Raw genomic sequence first — 15,381 nt, 5'->3', positions numbered from 1 at the left:
TGCAACATGGTCCTGTACCACGCCGGCCCGCAGTGGCTGTTCGTCGACGAGACGTCTATCAATCGTTCGGAGATGGCCAAGCGCCTGACCGATCAGCATGGATTCACCCCATGCACGCTGTACGAGCCATTTGGCGCAGGCCGGGGCGCGGTCATTGCCAAGCATGACCACATGCTGGTGATGGCGCTGGGCGAGGCCGGTGGTAACACCTTCTATGCCGTGGCGCCATCCAAGGAACTGCAGGACCTCATCTGGTCGTTCTCGCATGGCCTGGCTTCCCAGTGGAGCGAGCTGGAACTCCGCGCCCTGACCGGCGAGGGGGACTGGAATGCTCTCATGACGATGGCCGCAGCGCAGTTCGCGGCCGCACGCCGCTCGGTCGAGCGCGCGATCGCGGGCAACCCCGCGCATGACGCACCCACCGCCCAACAATCCATGACGGCAGACATGCCGTTGCTGGATGATGACGTGATGGAAGTGCCGCCGGACTACCTCCACTCCTTTACCGGCATGGAGGTGTCCGAATGCGCCCACTGAAGCTGACCCTCGCAGGATTCCACGGGATCCGTGACGGCATGCAACGGGACAGCATTACCGTCGACCTCTCTTCCTTGCCCGCTGGGCTGATCGCCATTGTCGGCCCGAACGGTGCCGGCAAGACGACGATCATGGACAACCTGCATCCGTATCCGATCATGCCCAGCCACGCGGCCAAGATGTCGGCCGACGCGTTTTCGTACTGGGACCACCTGTGCGCCCCGCGCGGAGAGAAGGATCTCGAATGGGAACATGGCGGCAAGATCTACCGGTCGGCATTCGCATTCCGTAACCCGGGCAAGAGCCGCAAGGCGGAGTACTACTTGTTCGAGAAGGTGGGTGGCGACTGGAAGCCGGTGCAGTTGGCCGACGGAACGTTGTCCGATGGCAAGGCGGAGACCTATGGTCTCTGCCTCGAGGCGGTGCTGGGTTCGGCCGAGGCATTCTTCACGAGCGTCTTCTCTGCCCAGAATCGTCGGCCGCTTACCACCTATCAGCCTGCCGAGATCAAGAAGCTGCTCGCCGAGCTGCTCGGGATCGACCACCTGCGCGAGTTGTCGGCCAAGGCAGGCGACGTCGCCAAGGCGTTGAACCGGGCTTTGGAGACGGTGCAGCGGGACGTGCTTGTGCTGTCCGGCAAGCGCGACACCGTGAACGCGATCGCCCAGGAGATTTGCCAGATTGACGAAGGACTCGACGCCGAGCGCGCCCGCCGCGCAGAACTGCTCACCAGCGGCAGCAAGCTGGAGCAGGAGCGTGCGACGCTGGCGGCCAAGCAGGCCGCTTCTGCCGGAACCGAAGCACGCTTGCGCGAGCTGGACCAGCGCCATCGTGAACTGACGGGCCGCCGGCAGCAGCTGGCCGGCGACGCCCGTGCTGCGGCGTCGAAGGCTTCGGCGCGGCGGCAGGATCTGCAACGCCTTGCTGCGGAGCACCGGTCCACGCTTGCACAGGCTGAAGCCATCAAGGCGGCAGCCCATCAGCGTGACGAAGCGCAGCTGGCTCTCGGCCGCCATCGCGGCGAACTCGACCGCCTGCAGAAGGAGCTTGCCGATCTGGAGCCCGTTGCCGGCCAGCACGCGGCGATCGCCAGTGAGCTAAGGGGGATGGAATCCCGCGGCTCGGTGGCGGCGCAGTTGGTCAAGACGCTAAAGGCCCAGACGGAAGTGATGGACCAGGTGCCGTGCGCTGGCCATGACATGCACGCGCGTTGTCCGTTGCTGGCCCAAGCGCGCGAAGCCAAGGGCAAGCTCGAGCCACAGGTCATCGAAGTGGCGAACCTGCGTACCAGCTACAAGGCAAAGCAGGAAGCCTTGCAGCAGTTGGGCCAAGCGCTGGCGCGGCTCAATGAGGTGCGCCGCGCCGTTGCAGCGCTGCGGCAGGAAGTCGAGCAGGGCAATTCAGATCTGCAGCGCCTCACGGGGCTTGCAGCGAAGAAGCCTCTGCTCGATGCTTCGGCGGCCGCATTGGACTTGGCGCAACGCGATCTCGTGACCCTGGACGCGGAGGACACCGAACGGAAGGCGCGGCTCGACCGTGATATCCGTGACGTGGACACGCAACTGGCGAGCCTGCAGCGCGAGCGCGACAGCCTGGCTGTGACGGACGTGACGGGCCTCGTTGCCGATCTCGATCGTCGGCTTGCAGCCAGCCGCGAGGCGGTCAGTGCATTGGACGGCCGGATCGAATCGCTGATCCGCCGGCAAAGCGCCTTGGCCACCGAGCGCAGTCTGATCGAGCGGGAGCTTGCCGGGCTGGACGGTCTGGAATCACGGGTCCAGCGCCTGTCCGACGAGATTGCCCAATGGAAGCTGCTTGCCAAGGGTCTCGGCAACGATGGCGTCATTGCCCTGTCGATCGACGACGCGGGCCCTGCCATCACCGCGATGGTCAATGACCTGCTGCTGGCGTGCTACGGAAGGCGCTTCACGGTCGCCATCCAGACCCAGACGAAGCTGGCCAATGGTGACGCCCGGGAGGGCTTCGCCATCAGCGTTCTTGACGCGGACAACGGCACGACGAAGGATTTCTCGGTGCTGAGTGGCGGCCAGAAGGTGTGGATCAACGAATGCCTGACGCGTGGAATCGCCCTGTACCGGGCGCAAGACACGCAGCAGCCGTTCCAGACCCTGTTCACCGACGAAGCGGACGGGCCGCTCGATCCGGAGCGCAAACGTGCCTTCATGCAGATGAAGCGCGAGGTGCTCCGGCTTGGCGGCTACGAGCGGGAATTCTTCATCAGCCAGACGCCCGATCTCGTGGATGAAGCCGATGCCGTCATCGACGTCGTGGCGCTCGCGGCTCTGTAGCGCCGCGACTCCGTTCCTTTCTGATCATGCCCGCATTCCCGAAAGGGGTGCGGGCCTTTTTTCTATGACTTCCGAGATGACACCATGAATGCAACGACAATGAAGCTGACCGCGGAGCAGGAGGAGTTCGTCGCCAACGCGATCGAATTGGGAAAGGCTCAAATCCGACAGGAGATCGCTTCGGGCCGCATACCGCCGACAGTAAAGACCTTCAGCGCGCTTCACGACTACGTCGACGCCAACGAATTCGGGGGACTGTGTGCGGACGATGGCGACCTACCGCGCCTCTTTCCCCGCGTCACCGAAAGCGATGCTGAAGCGTTTTGCGAGGCGGCAAACCAGGTCCAGCAGGCACTGGATACTTGGCTGGCGAGCGGGATGGAAAAGGTAAGCATGCTCATTTCGGGGCTGGTGGAGGATGCCCTGCATGCAGCCTGTCTGGCGGTGCAGCTGCGCCTGAAGATCGACCACGGCGACGTGGCCGGTGTCTTTTTCTCAGGCAAGCAGAAAGAGGACTTCGACGCGATGTTCTCGCGCTATGTCCTCTGTGAGGTCGCCATGCTCGCGTCTTCGGACGACAAATGAGTGTAGGCCTCCTCGACGGCGGATTGTCGCCGCGTGCGCTTCTCGCTAGAATCTGACTACTACCCGCGTCATCGACGCATCGACCTCGCTGGCACCAGTCAGCAAATTTCTTTCACCCATAGGGGCCTTCCCTATGGGCAAGGCTCCGTCCATTTCCGGAGCCTGTCCATGTTTATCCACTCTCGCGTTACTGGCACTGCTGTCCTTGCTGTGGTGGCGATGCTGTCGCTGGCGCTGTACTTTCGCGTCACGACTCCCGATGCGGCCCTTCTCCATTGGCAGTTGCTGTGTTGCTTCGGCGCTGATGCAGCCATGGCAGCGTTGTGTATCGTGCTTCGCGTGCGGGCCCTACGCAACACGCGAAAGCTCATGAAACTTGTTCGTCCGGGCTGGCTGTGAGCCATGCACGCACATGCCGCCCTCGCTCATCGAGGGTTTATTGCTTCCTATAGAAGGCCCGGCCAACAACCGGTGAAGCGACTTCATGAGTGTGATGCTCGTAATCGCCATCATGGGGCCCAGCATCGATGACATGGACGGCAAGCAGCCGGGCTCATGCGTGCCCGCCTATGAGGTCATGGAGCGGATTCCAAAGCTTGAACCCTGGCCAGTCTGTCCGACTCGATCCACGATCCGGTCTGACGGCCGTGGTGACATTCACGTAAAGCGCGAAGCGAATTTCTCGTTCAATCGTGCAGGTGCTGGCCTGCAATCTACATCTCACACTATGACAAAAATCATGATTTCGGCGGAACACGCCGCAAAGTTGCTGCCTCGCGGCAAGAAGGTACATACATTCATCCGCGTGTTTGCATGGGTGGGTGCAGACGTTGACCGTGCGAGGGTCCTGGCCGCCTTTGAGTCGGCCAAGGAGGTCGAGGTATCGTCGTATGCCGCCTGTCTTGACCACCACCTCGTGATCGAGCTGGACGGGATGCGCACATACATCAACACCAACCCGAAGGAGCTTCGCAGACTGCATCCGCAGGTTGCTGCTGGCTGACACTGAAGGAGCGTCAATGAACCCGATTGTCAATATCGGGCTGCATGACTCGGAGTTCGATGGGCTCTGGCGGCCCTGCGGAGGGCGCGCGCCGGCTTCAGCCAACTGGCTAGCGAGGTATTGCGGGTCGGTGGTTACGAGCGGGAATTCTTCGCCTCCCAGACGAGGCAGACGCTGTCATCGATTTCGTAGCGCTAGCGCTGCAGTACGCGCCTAAAATCCTGCCTCAATCGTGCCCGGTGCCCCAAATGGGGCGAGGGCGATTTCTATTTCGAACCAATCATGATTAATAAGAGTCTCTCTGGCGCGCTCTCAGCGGCCCATAGCGCCAGTGACCAGACAGCATCTGGGGATTCCGGACAACAACATGCCGGCCCGGGCGATGGTCGGTCGTCTAAGCAGCGATCGACGCCAAGAGCACGGCTCAAAGTACCCTATGCGCCAGCGCTGACTTTGATTCCCTTCCGGGAAAGCTGCCCAGCGGAATGGGCAGATTCATGTCCAACGCACATGGCGGGAACGCTGCCTGTAAGCGAAAAACCGGAATCCGACAATGACTCAATCTTTTGCTTCTGGATTGGTGACCAAGACCCGGAATCGGTAATCGATGAAGTCGCGGAGTTCATCGCCTGCTACTACGTGGCCGACGTATTCTTCGTTCGAGCCTTGCCAGACATGGCGCGAGTCTCTCTCGAAAAGCTTACTCGCTAAACCATCGACGGGAGGGCCCGTTACACTCCGGGCTGCGGGCCCGCTTCTTCTTGAAATCCTTCATGTTAGTTGTTGTCTTTACATGGGAAAAGGCCCGACATCTTCGGATGTCGGGCCTTTTCCCGTTGACGCCTTTTAGGCGATTAAGCGGCAGCGTCTTTCAGCTTCTTGAGCGGGCGCACCTTCACCTTCACGCTGGCCGGCTTCGCGGCGAACCATTGCTCCTGGCCAGTGAAGGGGTTTTTTCCAAAGCGCTTCTTGGTGGCCGGCACCTGAATGGCCGACACCTTGAAGAGACCCGGCAGGGTGAATTCGCCAGCACCCTTCTTGTGGACCGCGCTCAGCACGGTGTTCTCCAGGTGAGCCAGCACGGTCTGAACGGTCTTCTTGTCCAGCTCGGTCTGGGCAACCAGGTGTGCCAGCAGGCTGGACTTGTTGAAGGTGTCCTTCAGCGGCTTGGCTACCGGGGCGGCAGCGGCAGCCTTTTTGGCAGGAGCGGCCTTTTTGGCCGGGGCAGCCTTCTTAGCTGCGGTCTTCGTTGCAGTCTTTGCTACAGGTTTCGCTTTCGTGGCCATGGTCGTATCTGGTTGGAAATGCGCGCCTGCAAGCCGGATCTGACCTGCAGCGCACCGGCGAAGAATAGCAAAACCCGGCGCCTATGCAAGCAGGAAATTCCCCGCACTTCACTGGCGGACTCGCCGTGAAAGGGCCCGGGATGCGCGGCGTATACGCGCGGCAGCTGCCTTCGGCGAATCGCTCACCTGGCTCCAGTCATGATGCCACCAGGCAATGATGGCCGCGGCTGCGGCGTTATTCATCTCCGCGCGAGCGACGGCCAGCACTTCCGCAGCGACAGCGTCCCACCAGGCGGCACCTTCGCCGTCACTAGCCCGCGGATCAATCGCGCTGCGGTAGATGGCTTTGACAGTGTCCCGCGGGATGTCCATATGGCTCTGGTACGGTGCCGGCATTGTTGGTCCCTCTGTAGCGCTAGCGTGTTCCGCTAGATTGTTGGTTGATGGATGGTGGCAAAAATTCGGTCGCAGGTCCGGTTGCTGGCAAGTCCGAGCATTTGGCTGACTTCGTCCCGTGGTTGGCCCGCCAGAAGTTGGCGGCGGCAGAAGGTATTGCGCAGCGTGCGCGGGCTCGTTTCGACGTTGGTGGCGCCGATCGCGTTGAGGATTTCAGACACGATTCGGCCGAAGCTCATGTCGGTGATCGGCAGACCCTCTGGGGTAAGCGTGAAAAGCAACTCGCCCTCGATGGCTAGGGCCGCACGCCGAGTGCTCCAGGCCCGCAGCGGCGGTACCGCGAAGCTGGCCAGGTGAACCGTTCGGGCGTCTCGTAGTCCATGTGCCCGCACGACAAGGTAGGGTGGCGTCGCGTCCGGCCACAGATCCGCACAGCGGGCTGCGCGCGCTTCCGCCGCGGTAATGCCGGTACCGAGGAATGCCGCGACAATTGCTTGGCTGCGCAAACTGGCCAGATCGTCAGGAGGCGATTGCAGATACGCCTGCAGCCGTGCGTCCACGGCTTCGGTCAGGAACTGAGGCGTCGGCTCCTGGTCTGGCCAGCGTTCAGCTGAAAGCAGGGCAGCGGCTGGGTTGTCCTGCCGTACGCCGGTGAAGACCAGGTGTCGGCACAGCCGGTCCAGCAACTTCACATACCGCATGCGGGTTGCCTGGGAGTATGTGCGGCCATTGTGGGTTTGCCAGAACGCGTCGACGTCGGCTGTGCCAAATGAGGCAATGGTCGTGCCTCTTGCTAGCAGATGCCGACGAAAATGCTCGAACATCGCCTGATGCTGGACGATCGAGCGCGCCGAGAAGGGGCGGCCATCAGCGCCGGCCGCTTCGCGAACCTGCCAGTCCCCGTACGCTTGCGTTGGGTTGCTCAACCAGAGGGAGTCCATTTGGGTCATGCACGCTGTTATATACTGAATTTGGCCCATCGCACACCCCTGCCACCGCTACGCGGCGGATATGACTGCCAGTGTCACGTCTCAAAGTTGTTGAGTTTTGTTTCACAGTTAGTGGGTTGGATTCTCAAAGTTGGGTAAAAGGCGGAGGGAGGACTATATAGGTGCCAACCGGTGGCAAACCGGCCGGGACGCCGCCTCCGTGTACCCATTAACTGTGAGACAGATCGCACCATTAGCCCACTTACTGTGAGAATCCAGCCCAATTATCTTGAGACACAGGAGTCCAACTTGTTGATTCTTCGGGAGCCTGTCGTCCATTTACTGTGAGACGGGACACTGCCAGTCAGTGGTCAGAACCGCGGGCGTCCATAGCGGTTGCGGCGCGCGTCGAGTCGTGCGCGGGTGCAGGCGTAGCGAGGGTAGGCGGCGTCCAGCATCTCCGCGATCCGCTCCAAGCGGTCCGCCTGCGTGAAGCAGCACGCCAGCAGGCATTCCCAGGCGCAGTAACGCATGATTTGTTGGAGCAGTGCATACCGCCTTTCGGGAGGGAACTGCAGATTGCCGACCTTCGCCCACGCCTTGAGCCCTGCATGGGCCAGTGCCACGAGTTTGTCGGGCGTTGCTGGCCCGGTTTGGCACAGCTCAACCGCATCCCGATGCAGCTGTCGGTCAAAATCGCTCATGCCAGCACCTCGGTGGACGGATGGAGATCCCGGACGCTGACCCAACGCGGGCAGATTTTCGCGCGGCCGCGTACGAACTCTTCCACTTCGACGTCGGCGGTGGGGCCGCCCGGCCCCTGGAAGACGGAGAGCACGCGAGCCTGGCGCGAGGGAAGAGCGGGCGCGGCCCGGTAGAGCAGGGTGGCGATGGCGCCGGCCTCGATCCATCCGTACCCACGATAGAGCGGTGTGCCGTTGGCATGCTGGCCGATCCGGTGGCGGAAGACCGACGTCAAGCCGTCCAGGAAAGCGCCGAGCTGCGACCGCTGCATGCCGATGCCACCACTGGTTTCCTGCAGGGCAGGCAGTGTGGGACCGTACTGGCGGGCCAGCGCGGCATGCATGACGCGCCGATACTCTTTGCCCCCGGCGAGCATCACTTTGCCGATACGGGTTGGCCACGCAGCGGGCCGCAGGTAGCGCGACAAGTCGGCCACCATTTGGTCGGCGCGTTGCCGCGTCATGGGCTCATCGTAGGGGGCGATCTTGGTGTCGGGTTGCAGGAAACCGTGGCGCGCGGATAGGATCAAAACACGGGGCGCCGCATCGCTGCGCACGTGTGCCCGGTACGATTCGTACATCACGCCCCGGTATAGGTCGATGGCGCGCGCATCCCGATCGAGCTTTGTGCTCGAGCAGGCCATCAGGAGCAGGACCGGCTCGCTGGCATCGGGGCGGGGTATTGTTGCGTGGGGGAAAAGGGAAAGCTGCATAGTCGAAAGCATGGGCATGGAGTTGCGTTGCATTGCTTTTCACTCTACAGACCCGCCACCAAAGTCAAGGCAACCACGCGCCGCCGCCTGACGCGGAGTGGGCTGACAAGACGTCGAACGGGCCCTTCGCGGCCGTCAGGTGTTTATTGTTCGTGGTGACTCAGTCGGAGGACGCAGTCGGCGACGGTGTGGGACTCAGAAGCTGTAACCTTGGTCGCACCAGTAGTGCCAGTCGGAGACAGCAAGTCGAGTACTTTGGTCGGCTCGGACCGGAACGAGCTGGGCAAGGGGCACGACGAGTTCACGCCGGTTGTGCTGTGCGCGCACGAAGATGGCAACGCGGCACAGCTGGTCATGAGCGAGGACGATGACGGAGACTCGCTCGCCAGCACGTAGCGGGGACGCGGCCATGGCCTGATGTACCCGCGCTTCGAAGGGAAAGCTTAGGCTGTCCTCAAGATGGCAGTACCACGCCATCGCGCATTCTTCTTCGGTGTACGCGTCGACCACAATCTCCATCGAGATTCGCTGTTCGTGTTGGTTGACGCCTGGCTTTGCCATGGGGTTTGGGGTGGTCAGATGCCGACAATGCGTCGCAGCAAGGCCAGATTATGTTCCCGCTTTGGTACGAACCCGTGGCTTCGCGGCTAACGCGACGACGGTGGGTGCAGCCGGGATCGGTTCGAACAGCGCCTCGATGTCTTCGGCGGAGAACTTGGCGGCGCCGGCGCCAGCTTCCGACAGGATGGCCTCGGCAAGCGCTGCCTTGTGTTCCTGCATCGCGACGATTTTCTCTTCGACGCTGCCCGCGGTGATCAGTTTGTAGACGAACACGGGCTTGTCTTGCCCGAGACGGTGCGCGCGGTCGGTGGCCTGATTCTCAACGGGGGTAGTCGTCCTTTTTGTGCAAAATCTTACGGTTTCCCCGCAAAGCCTTTCTTTATAAGGCGCTCCGGGCAAAGCAGACAGCTGCCTGCTGCCCTCAAGTGACTTCGGGAGTACCATGTCCGCCCGCGATTTCGGATCGTGTCACCTGGATGGGGGCGGAAGATGCCGGGCTTGGAATTTCGCTATGTGGGAAAAGACAGTTTGCCTTCTCGATTGTCGGAATTCGATGTCGAGTACTATTTCGCGCTGACCGACAGCGACGTTGCCGCAATCAACCAGAAATTTCGGCGTGCCGGCCGTGCCGGAGCCGCCATCCAGCTGGCATTTCTGCGGGCAAGTGGCCGTACCCTTGACCAACTGAACACACTCCCCCGTCAGCTCTTGCGCTACGTGGGCGAAAAGCTGGGGTTACCAACTCCGACGATCGCCTCGCTGCGCACCATCTATCAGCGATATCCGACGCTGTATGAACACCAGGTCTGGGCCTGCCAATACCTCGGCTTGACACGAATCGATGACGATCACTGGAGAGGCCTCGGAGCTTGGATGCGGCAAGATGCCGCCGAATCGCTTTCCCTTGAGGAGTTGATCCAGCACGCCCACTACTGGCTGTATGAGCGACGGATTCTGATTCCTTCGACACGAGCGCTGCTGAGCCTGGCTCGCTCAATTTGGGCGGGCATCGAGCGAGATTTGCTGCTGTCGATTGAGGCGGTCGTCCCCCTGGCGCAGATAGCAGGAGCCGAAGCTGCCGTGTTCGCCCAACATGCAACAGCGGGAACGACCGTGCTGGAATGGCTCAAGACCCCGCCAGCACGGCACAGCCCCTCAACCATGAATGAGACGCTGGCCAAGATCCGCTTCCTGAAGAGCCTCGGCGCGCATACTTGGGCGTTTGATGCCATTCCGATCGAGAAGCAGCGCGCCTGTGGCCAGCGTATCCAGGCTCGCCGTCCCGCCAAAGTCCGCGAACTGAAGACCTCCACGCGTACGATTGAGCTGGTGTTTTTCCTGCGTGTGACCTTGCTGGAGCTGACGGACGCGATGCTCTACCAAACCGGACGGCGCGTCTCCGACCTAGTTCGGCAGGCCTACAACAAGACCACGACGAAGCAAGCGCGCTCGGCGAGCGAATACCGGCAGCAAATGGTCGAGATCAAGGCCCTGGTTGACGATACCCGCCGCTCGGCCGAAGAACGGCTGGCCGACATCGGCAAGCTGCTTGAAGGCCTATCGGCCAAACCGCCGGCAAGCCACGCCGCCAGCGTGCGCGAAACGCTCACGGAAGACCACCACCGTATCCGCAACCTCGTGACTTCCTTGCGGGAGTTGGAATTTGCCAGCAACAGCACCGATCCGGCCCTGCGGCAGCTTGAGTTCATCGGTAGTCTGCACGACCAAGGCGCGACGGAATTGCCGCCCGATTGCAATGTGTCGGTGGGCGCGAGCTGGCGTGACCTGGTCGACGGCGAAGACCGTAAGCGCGCGTTGCGCGCGATGGAAGCCTGCGCGATCACGGGCCTGCGTAAGGGGCTGCGCCGCGGCACCGTGTGGATCAGCCATAGCCTGTCGTTTCGGGAACGCGATCAACTGCTGATCCCGCCCGCTCAGTGGGATTCTGAGCGCGACCGGTATCTGTCCACGCTTGACTTGCCGAACCAGGCGGACACCTACCTCAATCCCCTCATGGATCACCTGAAGGCAGGCCTCGCGGCACTGGACGAGGCCCGTGCGGCAGGCCACGTCACGATCGACACGAACGGCGTGCTGCATCTGTCGCCGCTCGAAGCGGCGGAAAGCGATGGCATCCCCACGCGCACCCGTGATCTGCTCTTCAAGGACATCGGCAGCGCGCAGTTTGCCGACATGATCCTCGAGATGGATGCCCGTACCAATTTCAGCGAAGTGCTGCTGGCACGCAACGGGGACGCGCACGAACTGATCACGCTCTACGCCGCGCTGCTCGCCCATGGCACCGAGCTCGACGCCAAGGGTGTCGCCGCCATGATTCCGAAGCTCGATCCGGCGCACGTCTCCACCGCGATGCGCGCGCTTGAGATGCCCGGGCGGCTGCGCCGAGCGAACGAACGGGTAGTGGAATTCCAGCGCACGCACCCGATCACCGAGTTATGGGGGACCGGTCAACAGGCGTCCAGCGATTCGATGAGCCTGGACACCTCGCGACACTTGTTCTATGCCCGCGCCGATCCTCGACGTCGCACTCATGCCGTCGGGATCTATACGCACGTGCTGGACCAGCACGGAATCGTCTATAACCAGCCCATGGTGCTCAACGAACGCCAGGCCGGCGTGGCCATTGAAGGGGTCATGCGCCACAATGAGACCCGCAGCGACGGCGGGCTGCTCCGGCTCGCGGTCGATACCCATGGATACACGAGCGTTGGGATGGCGGTGTCCAAATTGCTCGGCTTTGATCTATGCCCATGGCTGCGCAATCTGTCGGAGCGCAAGCTGTATTTGCCGCGCGGTCTGCAGGTAACGGATGGACTGTCGGCCGCCGTCTCGCCCGAGATCTCGCTCAAGGCAATCCGCGACGGCTGGGATGGCTTGCTGCGCCTAATCGCCTCCATCCACTCGGGCCGGGTGAGTGCAATCGTCGCGCTGCAGCGGTTCGGCAGCGCCGCCCAAGGCGACCCTATTCATCGGGCAGCTGATCATCTGGGCAAGATGCTGCGCACACTCTTCTTGTGCGATTTTTTCAGCAACATCGAGTTTCGTCGGGAGCTGCGCACGCTGCTCAACCGGGGGGAGTCGGTGCACCAGCTCCAGCGTGCCATTTACTCGAGCAAGGTACACCATGATCGCGGGCGCCGTCAGGACGAAATGATCGCGATTTCCGGATCGCTGACGCTGCTGACGAATCTGGTGATTGCCTGGAACACCCAGCGCATGCAAACGACGGCCGATGCTTGGCGCCGCAAGGGGCAACGGATTGAAGATGACTGGCTGCGCCGCATGGGGCCCGCACATTTCGCGCATGTGAATTTCCGGGGCATCATGAGCTTTCCGATCCACCTGTATCAAGACAGCCTGCTTGAGGTGGCACCGCAGCGGCGTGCGGTGTAGCAAGAAGAACGGACCCTCCGGAGCCAGACTGATCAGCTCCAGTGAGTATCGGTCAGCGGATCGTGCAACGTCACCTCAATGAAGCAATTGCAGAGGTCCGCGTTTTCGTGCATGTCCGCGAGCAGCACCTCGATGGCTTTCTCCAGCTCCGGCCCTGCGGTGAACGGCATGACGATTTCATAGCGGGGGCGGCGCTGCTCGAAGACGCGCATCTGGTACTGGGACAGGCAGAACTGCTCGATCCAGCGGCGCGCCTTCGACTTGCCGCGCACGAATTTGCTGTTGCGCTCGATGTATAGGTCAACCGTCAACCGCGTTTCAGGCACGGGCTTGGGCGGAACCGTGGGACGTCGCTCGGGCGGCGGCGCCGACGGTAGGGTGGCTGGTGGCGGTGCCAGCGCTGCTTCGATACGGTGCTGCGCGAATGGGTCTGCCGCGTCGATGTAGCGCATGGCCGAGCGGACATCCTTCCAGCCGACGTATTCCATCAGCATCTTGAGGTCCCACTGGTTCGCGTTTGCCCAGGTGGCAAAGCCGCGCCGCAGCGAGTGGCTGCTGTAGCGGTCCGCCTGCAGCAGCCCCGCATCCTGGAACAGCTTGCGCAGCAAGGGCACGACGCTGCTGGCTTGCAGCCCCGCTTCGGCGATCCGTCCCCAGCGATCGATCCGCCGAAACACAGGGCCCGCTGCCAAGCCTGACGCGGCCAACCAAGCCACATAGGCAGCCACCGGGCAGAGGCGCGACAAGGCAGGCGCCTTGTGCGTCGTGCCGGCGTGGTTGCGGTCCGTCTTGGTGTGCGGCAGGAAGATCGTCATGCCCCGGCCGGGCTCGACGGTGATGTGCTCGATCTGCAGCCGGCTCAATTCGTCCGACCGGAAGCCCCGCCAGAAGCCAATCAGCACCAGGGCCTTGTTGCGCGCCAGGACCTGGAGGTGGTGGTCATTGCCTGTCATCGAGGCCGCAGCAATTTGGGCGTCGAGCCACACCACCAGTTGCTCGAACTGAGCGAGCTGCAGCGGCTTGGCGCGCCGCTCTTGTGCGGGGTGCAATGCCTGGATGCCCTTGAGCACCTTCCGCACGTGTGGCGCCCGGTTCGGATCTGGGAAGCCTTGCGAGACGTGCCATTGTGCGATTGCAGCCAGGCGCTGACGCAGGGTGTTGATAGATAGCGTCTGCGCGTGCTCGGCCAGGTAACGCGCGATGCTGTCGGCGCTAGCCGCAGAAAACCACCCCATTCGACCTCGAAATGACGAATGGCTGCCTGGTAGCTTCGCCGCGTGTTGTCGCGGGTGGCGGCTTCCAGGTATCGGTCGACGTCGTGCATGGCCAAGGGGAGCAAATAGCGATGGTGCGGATGCGTATTGTCGCGCTTGTCTGGCCTCCATGACCATTTCGGAATCCTCTTGTGCGTTTCGCCACCTCGAATCGCTCCACGTCCGGGGCTATTCGTGAGGAGCTGCAGGGCGCTCTGCGCCGCCCAGCTGCCTGAACTTCTCCGTGATCGGGTCCGTATGGCGCCGTAGATCGCGAGCAGGTGTGCGGGCGCACGATCTTGCCGGTAAGGGGCATTCGTCAAGAGTTGCCCAGGTGCAACAACGCCCGGGCCGGTCGAGACCGCGGAAGGTTGCCCAGAGGCTGTGAGCCATTTCGTACTAGCGGGCCGGTTGGAGAGCCTCTCGCCAGGGCCTCACACGTGATAATCTGCCATTATCACCTGTCAAAAATCGACGAGAATCCGCTTGCTTGACGGCTCCATTTGGTATGTATATACATAGTACGTAATACGGTATCAAATTATAGGAGCACCATGGCCCGTGCCGGTCTAAGCCGTCTGGATGTCAAACGCGCCCGCGATTCGTTGATGGCCCAGGGGCAGCATCCGTCGATCGATGCAATACGTATCGCGCTGGGCAATACCGGCTCGAAAACGACGATTCACCGCTATCTCAAGGAACTGGAAGAAGAGGAAGGCGGGGCGCTCCAGCGGGCCGGCTCGACCTCCGATGCCATCCTGGATCTGGTAGGCAGGCTGGCGGCACGGCTGCACGAAGAAGCGCAGGCAGTGGTCGACCAGCAGGTCGCGGCCGCCACCGCACAGCGGCAGCAGGTCCGAGCGGAAGCCGACAAGCTGTCCGCTGATCTCGTCGCACTTCGCGCCGAACTGGCGCAGGCGCATGCCACCGTTGCCGAAGTGCGGGCCGCGCACAGCGACACGCAGACGGCGCTGCAGCAGCGGGCCCTGGAGGCCGAACGGCTGGCGCAGCAGGTCCAGGATCTCACCGAACGGCTGGCCGAACACGAAGGCTTCCGGCGCTCGCTGGAGGAGAAGCTGCAGCACGCACACCAAGCACTGGAACACTTCCGCAACGCCAGCAAAGAGCAGCGCGATCAGGAGGCACGCCGGCACGAGCAGCAGGTCCAACAACTGCAGGCAGAAACCCGGCAAGCCAATCAGGCGCTGATCGTCAAGCAGGGGGAGATCACGCAACTGAACAAGGACGGCGCACGGCTGGTCGCGGAGATTGCCGCCTCGGCCAAACGCAGCCGCGGCCTGGAGACGCAGGCGGAACAGGCACATGCCGGGCTGAACCAAGCTCGCGTCGATCAAGCCCGTGCGGAAGCCGAACGCGATGCCCTGCGCTCCGCGGTCCAGCAGCAAGCGGACGAGCTAACCGCCGAGCGTGCCGCGCGCGAGCGCCTGGCCGGCGAGTTGGCCAAGGTCACCGGACGGCTCGACGCCCAGCAGCAGTTGCTGGCCGACTATCGGACACAGCTCGGCGTGGCTGGTCCGGCAGCTTGAATGCGTAAGGTTTTGCACAAAAAGGATGGCTCTTGCGAAATCGGCGGATTTTCAACCCATTGATTCACAAGGAAAATCTGGAGGAAACCGTAAGATTTTGCACGA

At 62.3% G+C, this 15,381-nt stretch carries 13 protein-coding genes and 1 pseudogene; 7 read left to right on the top strand and 7 right to left on the bottom strand.

Annotated features, from left to right (window positions below; translation table 11 throughout):
- Positions 1-6: 6 nt before the first annotated feature.
- The 5 genes from RALTA_RS27200 to RALTA_RS30860 all read left to right on the top strand — a co-directional run bounded on the left by RALTA_RS27200 (position 7) and on the right by RALTA_RS30860 (position 4,434).
- Positions 7-537 carry a hypothetical protein gene (locus RALTA_RS27200; protein WP_012354518.1) on the top strand — a complete coding sequence of 177 codons (531 nt, stop codon included), beginning with the start codon at positions 7-9 and terminating at the stop codon, positions 535-537.
- A complete protein-coding gene (locus RALTA_RS27195) occupies positions 525-2,846 on the top strand; it encodes an AAA family ATPase (protein ID WP_012354517.1) in 2,322 nt (773 codons plus the stop codon). The genes RALTA_RS27200 and RALTA_RS27195 overlap by 13 nt, the downstream gene beginning before the upstream one ends.
- 84 nt (positions 2,847-2,930) lie before the next feature.
- The gene (locus tag RALTA_RS27190) at positions 2,931-3,431 is read left to right on the top strand and encodes a hypothetical protein (RefSeq protein ID WP_240074693.1); all 501 of its coding nucleotides are present in this window, start codon (positions 2,931-2,933) and stop codon (positions 3,429-3,431) included.
- Positions 3,432-3,599: 168 nt separating this feature from the next.
- Positions 3,600-3,830: a hypothetical protein gene (locus tag RALTA_RS27185; RefSeq protein ID WP_012354515.1), complete on the top strand. Its 231-nt coding sequence runs from the start codon at positions 3,600-3,602 to the stop codon at positions 3,828-3,830.
- 85 nt (positions 3,831-3,915) lie between these two features.
- Positions 3,916-4,434 carry a hypothetical protein gene (locus tag RALTA_RS30860; RefSeq protein ID WP_012354514.1) on the top strand — a complete coding sequence of 173 codons (519 nt, stop codon included), beginning with the start codon at positions 3,916-3,918 and terminating at the stop codon, positions 4,432-4,434.
- 854 nt (positions 4,435-5,288) lie between these two features.
- Here RALTA_RS30860 and RALTA_RS27170 read toward each other — a convergent pair.
- The 6 genes and pseudogenes from RALTA_RS27170 to RALTA_RS27150 form a co-directional block, all read right to left on the bottom strand.
- Complete coding sequence (locus RALTA_RS27170; RefSeq protein WP_012354512.1) at positions 5,289-5,720, bottom strand: HU family DNA-binding protein; 432 nt, start codon at positions 5,718-5,720, stop codon at positions 5,289-5,291.
- Between the two features lie 428 nt (positions 5,721-6,148).
- Positions 6,149-7,096, bottom strand: a complete 948-nt coding sequence (locus RALTA_RS27165) for a tyrosine-type recombinase/integrase (protein ID WP_012354510.1) — start codon at positions 7,094-7,096, stop codon at positions 6,149-6,151.
- Between the two features lie 320 nt (positions 7,097-7,416).
- Positions 7,417-7,749 carry a hypothetical protein gene (locus RALTA_RS27160; RefSeq protein ID WP_012354509.1) on the bottom strand — a complete coding sequence of 111 codons (333 nt, stop codon included), beginning with the start codon at positions 7,747-7,749 and terminating at the stop codon, positions 7,417-7,419.
- On the bottom strand, positions 7,746-8,534 hold the full coding sequence (locus RALTA_RS27155) for a DUF6884 domain-containing protein (protein WP_240074692.1): 789 nt from the start codon (positions 8,532-8,534) through the stop codon (positions 7,746-7,748). The genes RALTA_RS27160 and RALTA_RS27155 overlap by 4 nt, the downstream gene beginning before the upstream one ends.
- 162 nt (positions 8,535-8,696) lie before the next feature.
- On the bottom strand, positions 8,697-9,062 hold the full coding sequence (locus RALTA_RS29435; protein ID WP_012354507.1) for a calcium-binding protein: 366 nt from the start codon (positions 9,060-9,062) through the stop codon (positions 8,697-8,699).
- A gap of 48 nt (positions 9,063-9,110) precedes the next feature.
- Positions 9,111-9,383, bottom strand: a pseudogene (locus RALTA_RS27150) (hypothetical protein); the annotation flags it as partial.
- A gap of 168 nt (positions 9,384-9,551) precedes the next feature.
- On the opposite strand from RALTA_RS27150, the gene RALTA_RS27145 reads away from it, so the two are divergent.
- A complete protein-coding gene (locus tag RALTA_RS27145) occupies positions 9,552-12,476 on the top strand; it encodes a Tn3 family transposase (protein WP_012354506.1) in 2,925 nt (974 codons plus the stop codon).
- Between the two features lie 32 nt (positions 12,477-12,508).
- Here RALTA_RS27145 and RALTA_RS27140 read toward each other — a convergent pair whose 3' ends face one another.
- Positions 12,509-13,711 carry a site-specific integrase gene (locus tag RALTA_RS27140; protein ID WP_240619770.1) on the bottom strand — a complete coding sequence of 401 codons (1,203 nt, stop codon included), beginning with the start codon at positions 13,709-13,711 and terminating at the stop codon, positions 12,509-12,511.
- 572 nt (positions 13,712-14,283) lie between these two features.
- Here RALTA_RS27140 and RALTA_RS27135 point away from each other — a divergent pair.
- Positions 14,284-15,276 (top strand): DNA-binding protein, encoded by a 993-nt coding sequence (locus RALTA_RS27135; RefSeq protein WP_012354504.1) that lies wholly within the window; start codon positions 14,284-14,286, stop codon positions 15,274-15,276.
- The last annotated feature ends 105 nt before the right edge of the window (positions 15,277-15,381 follow it).

This window comes from Cupriavidus taiwanensis LMG 19424 (genome assembly GCF_000069785.1).
GTDB lineage: Bacteria > Pseudomonadota > Gammaproteobacteria > Burkholderiales > Burkholderiaceae > Cupriavidus > Cupriavidus taiwanensis.
Note: the sequence above shows the minus strand (reverse complement) of the source record. Positions and strands in the feature narration are given on the sequence as shown.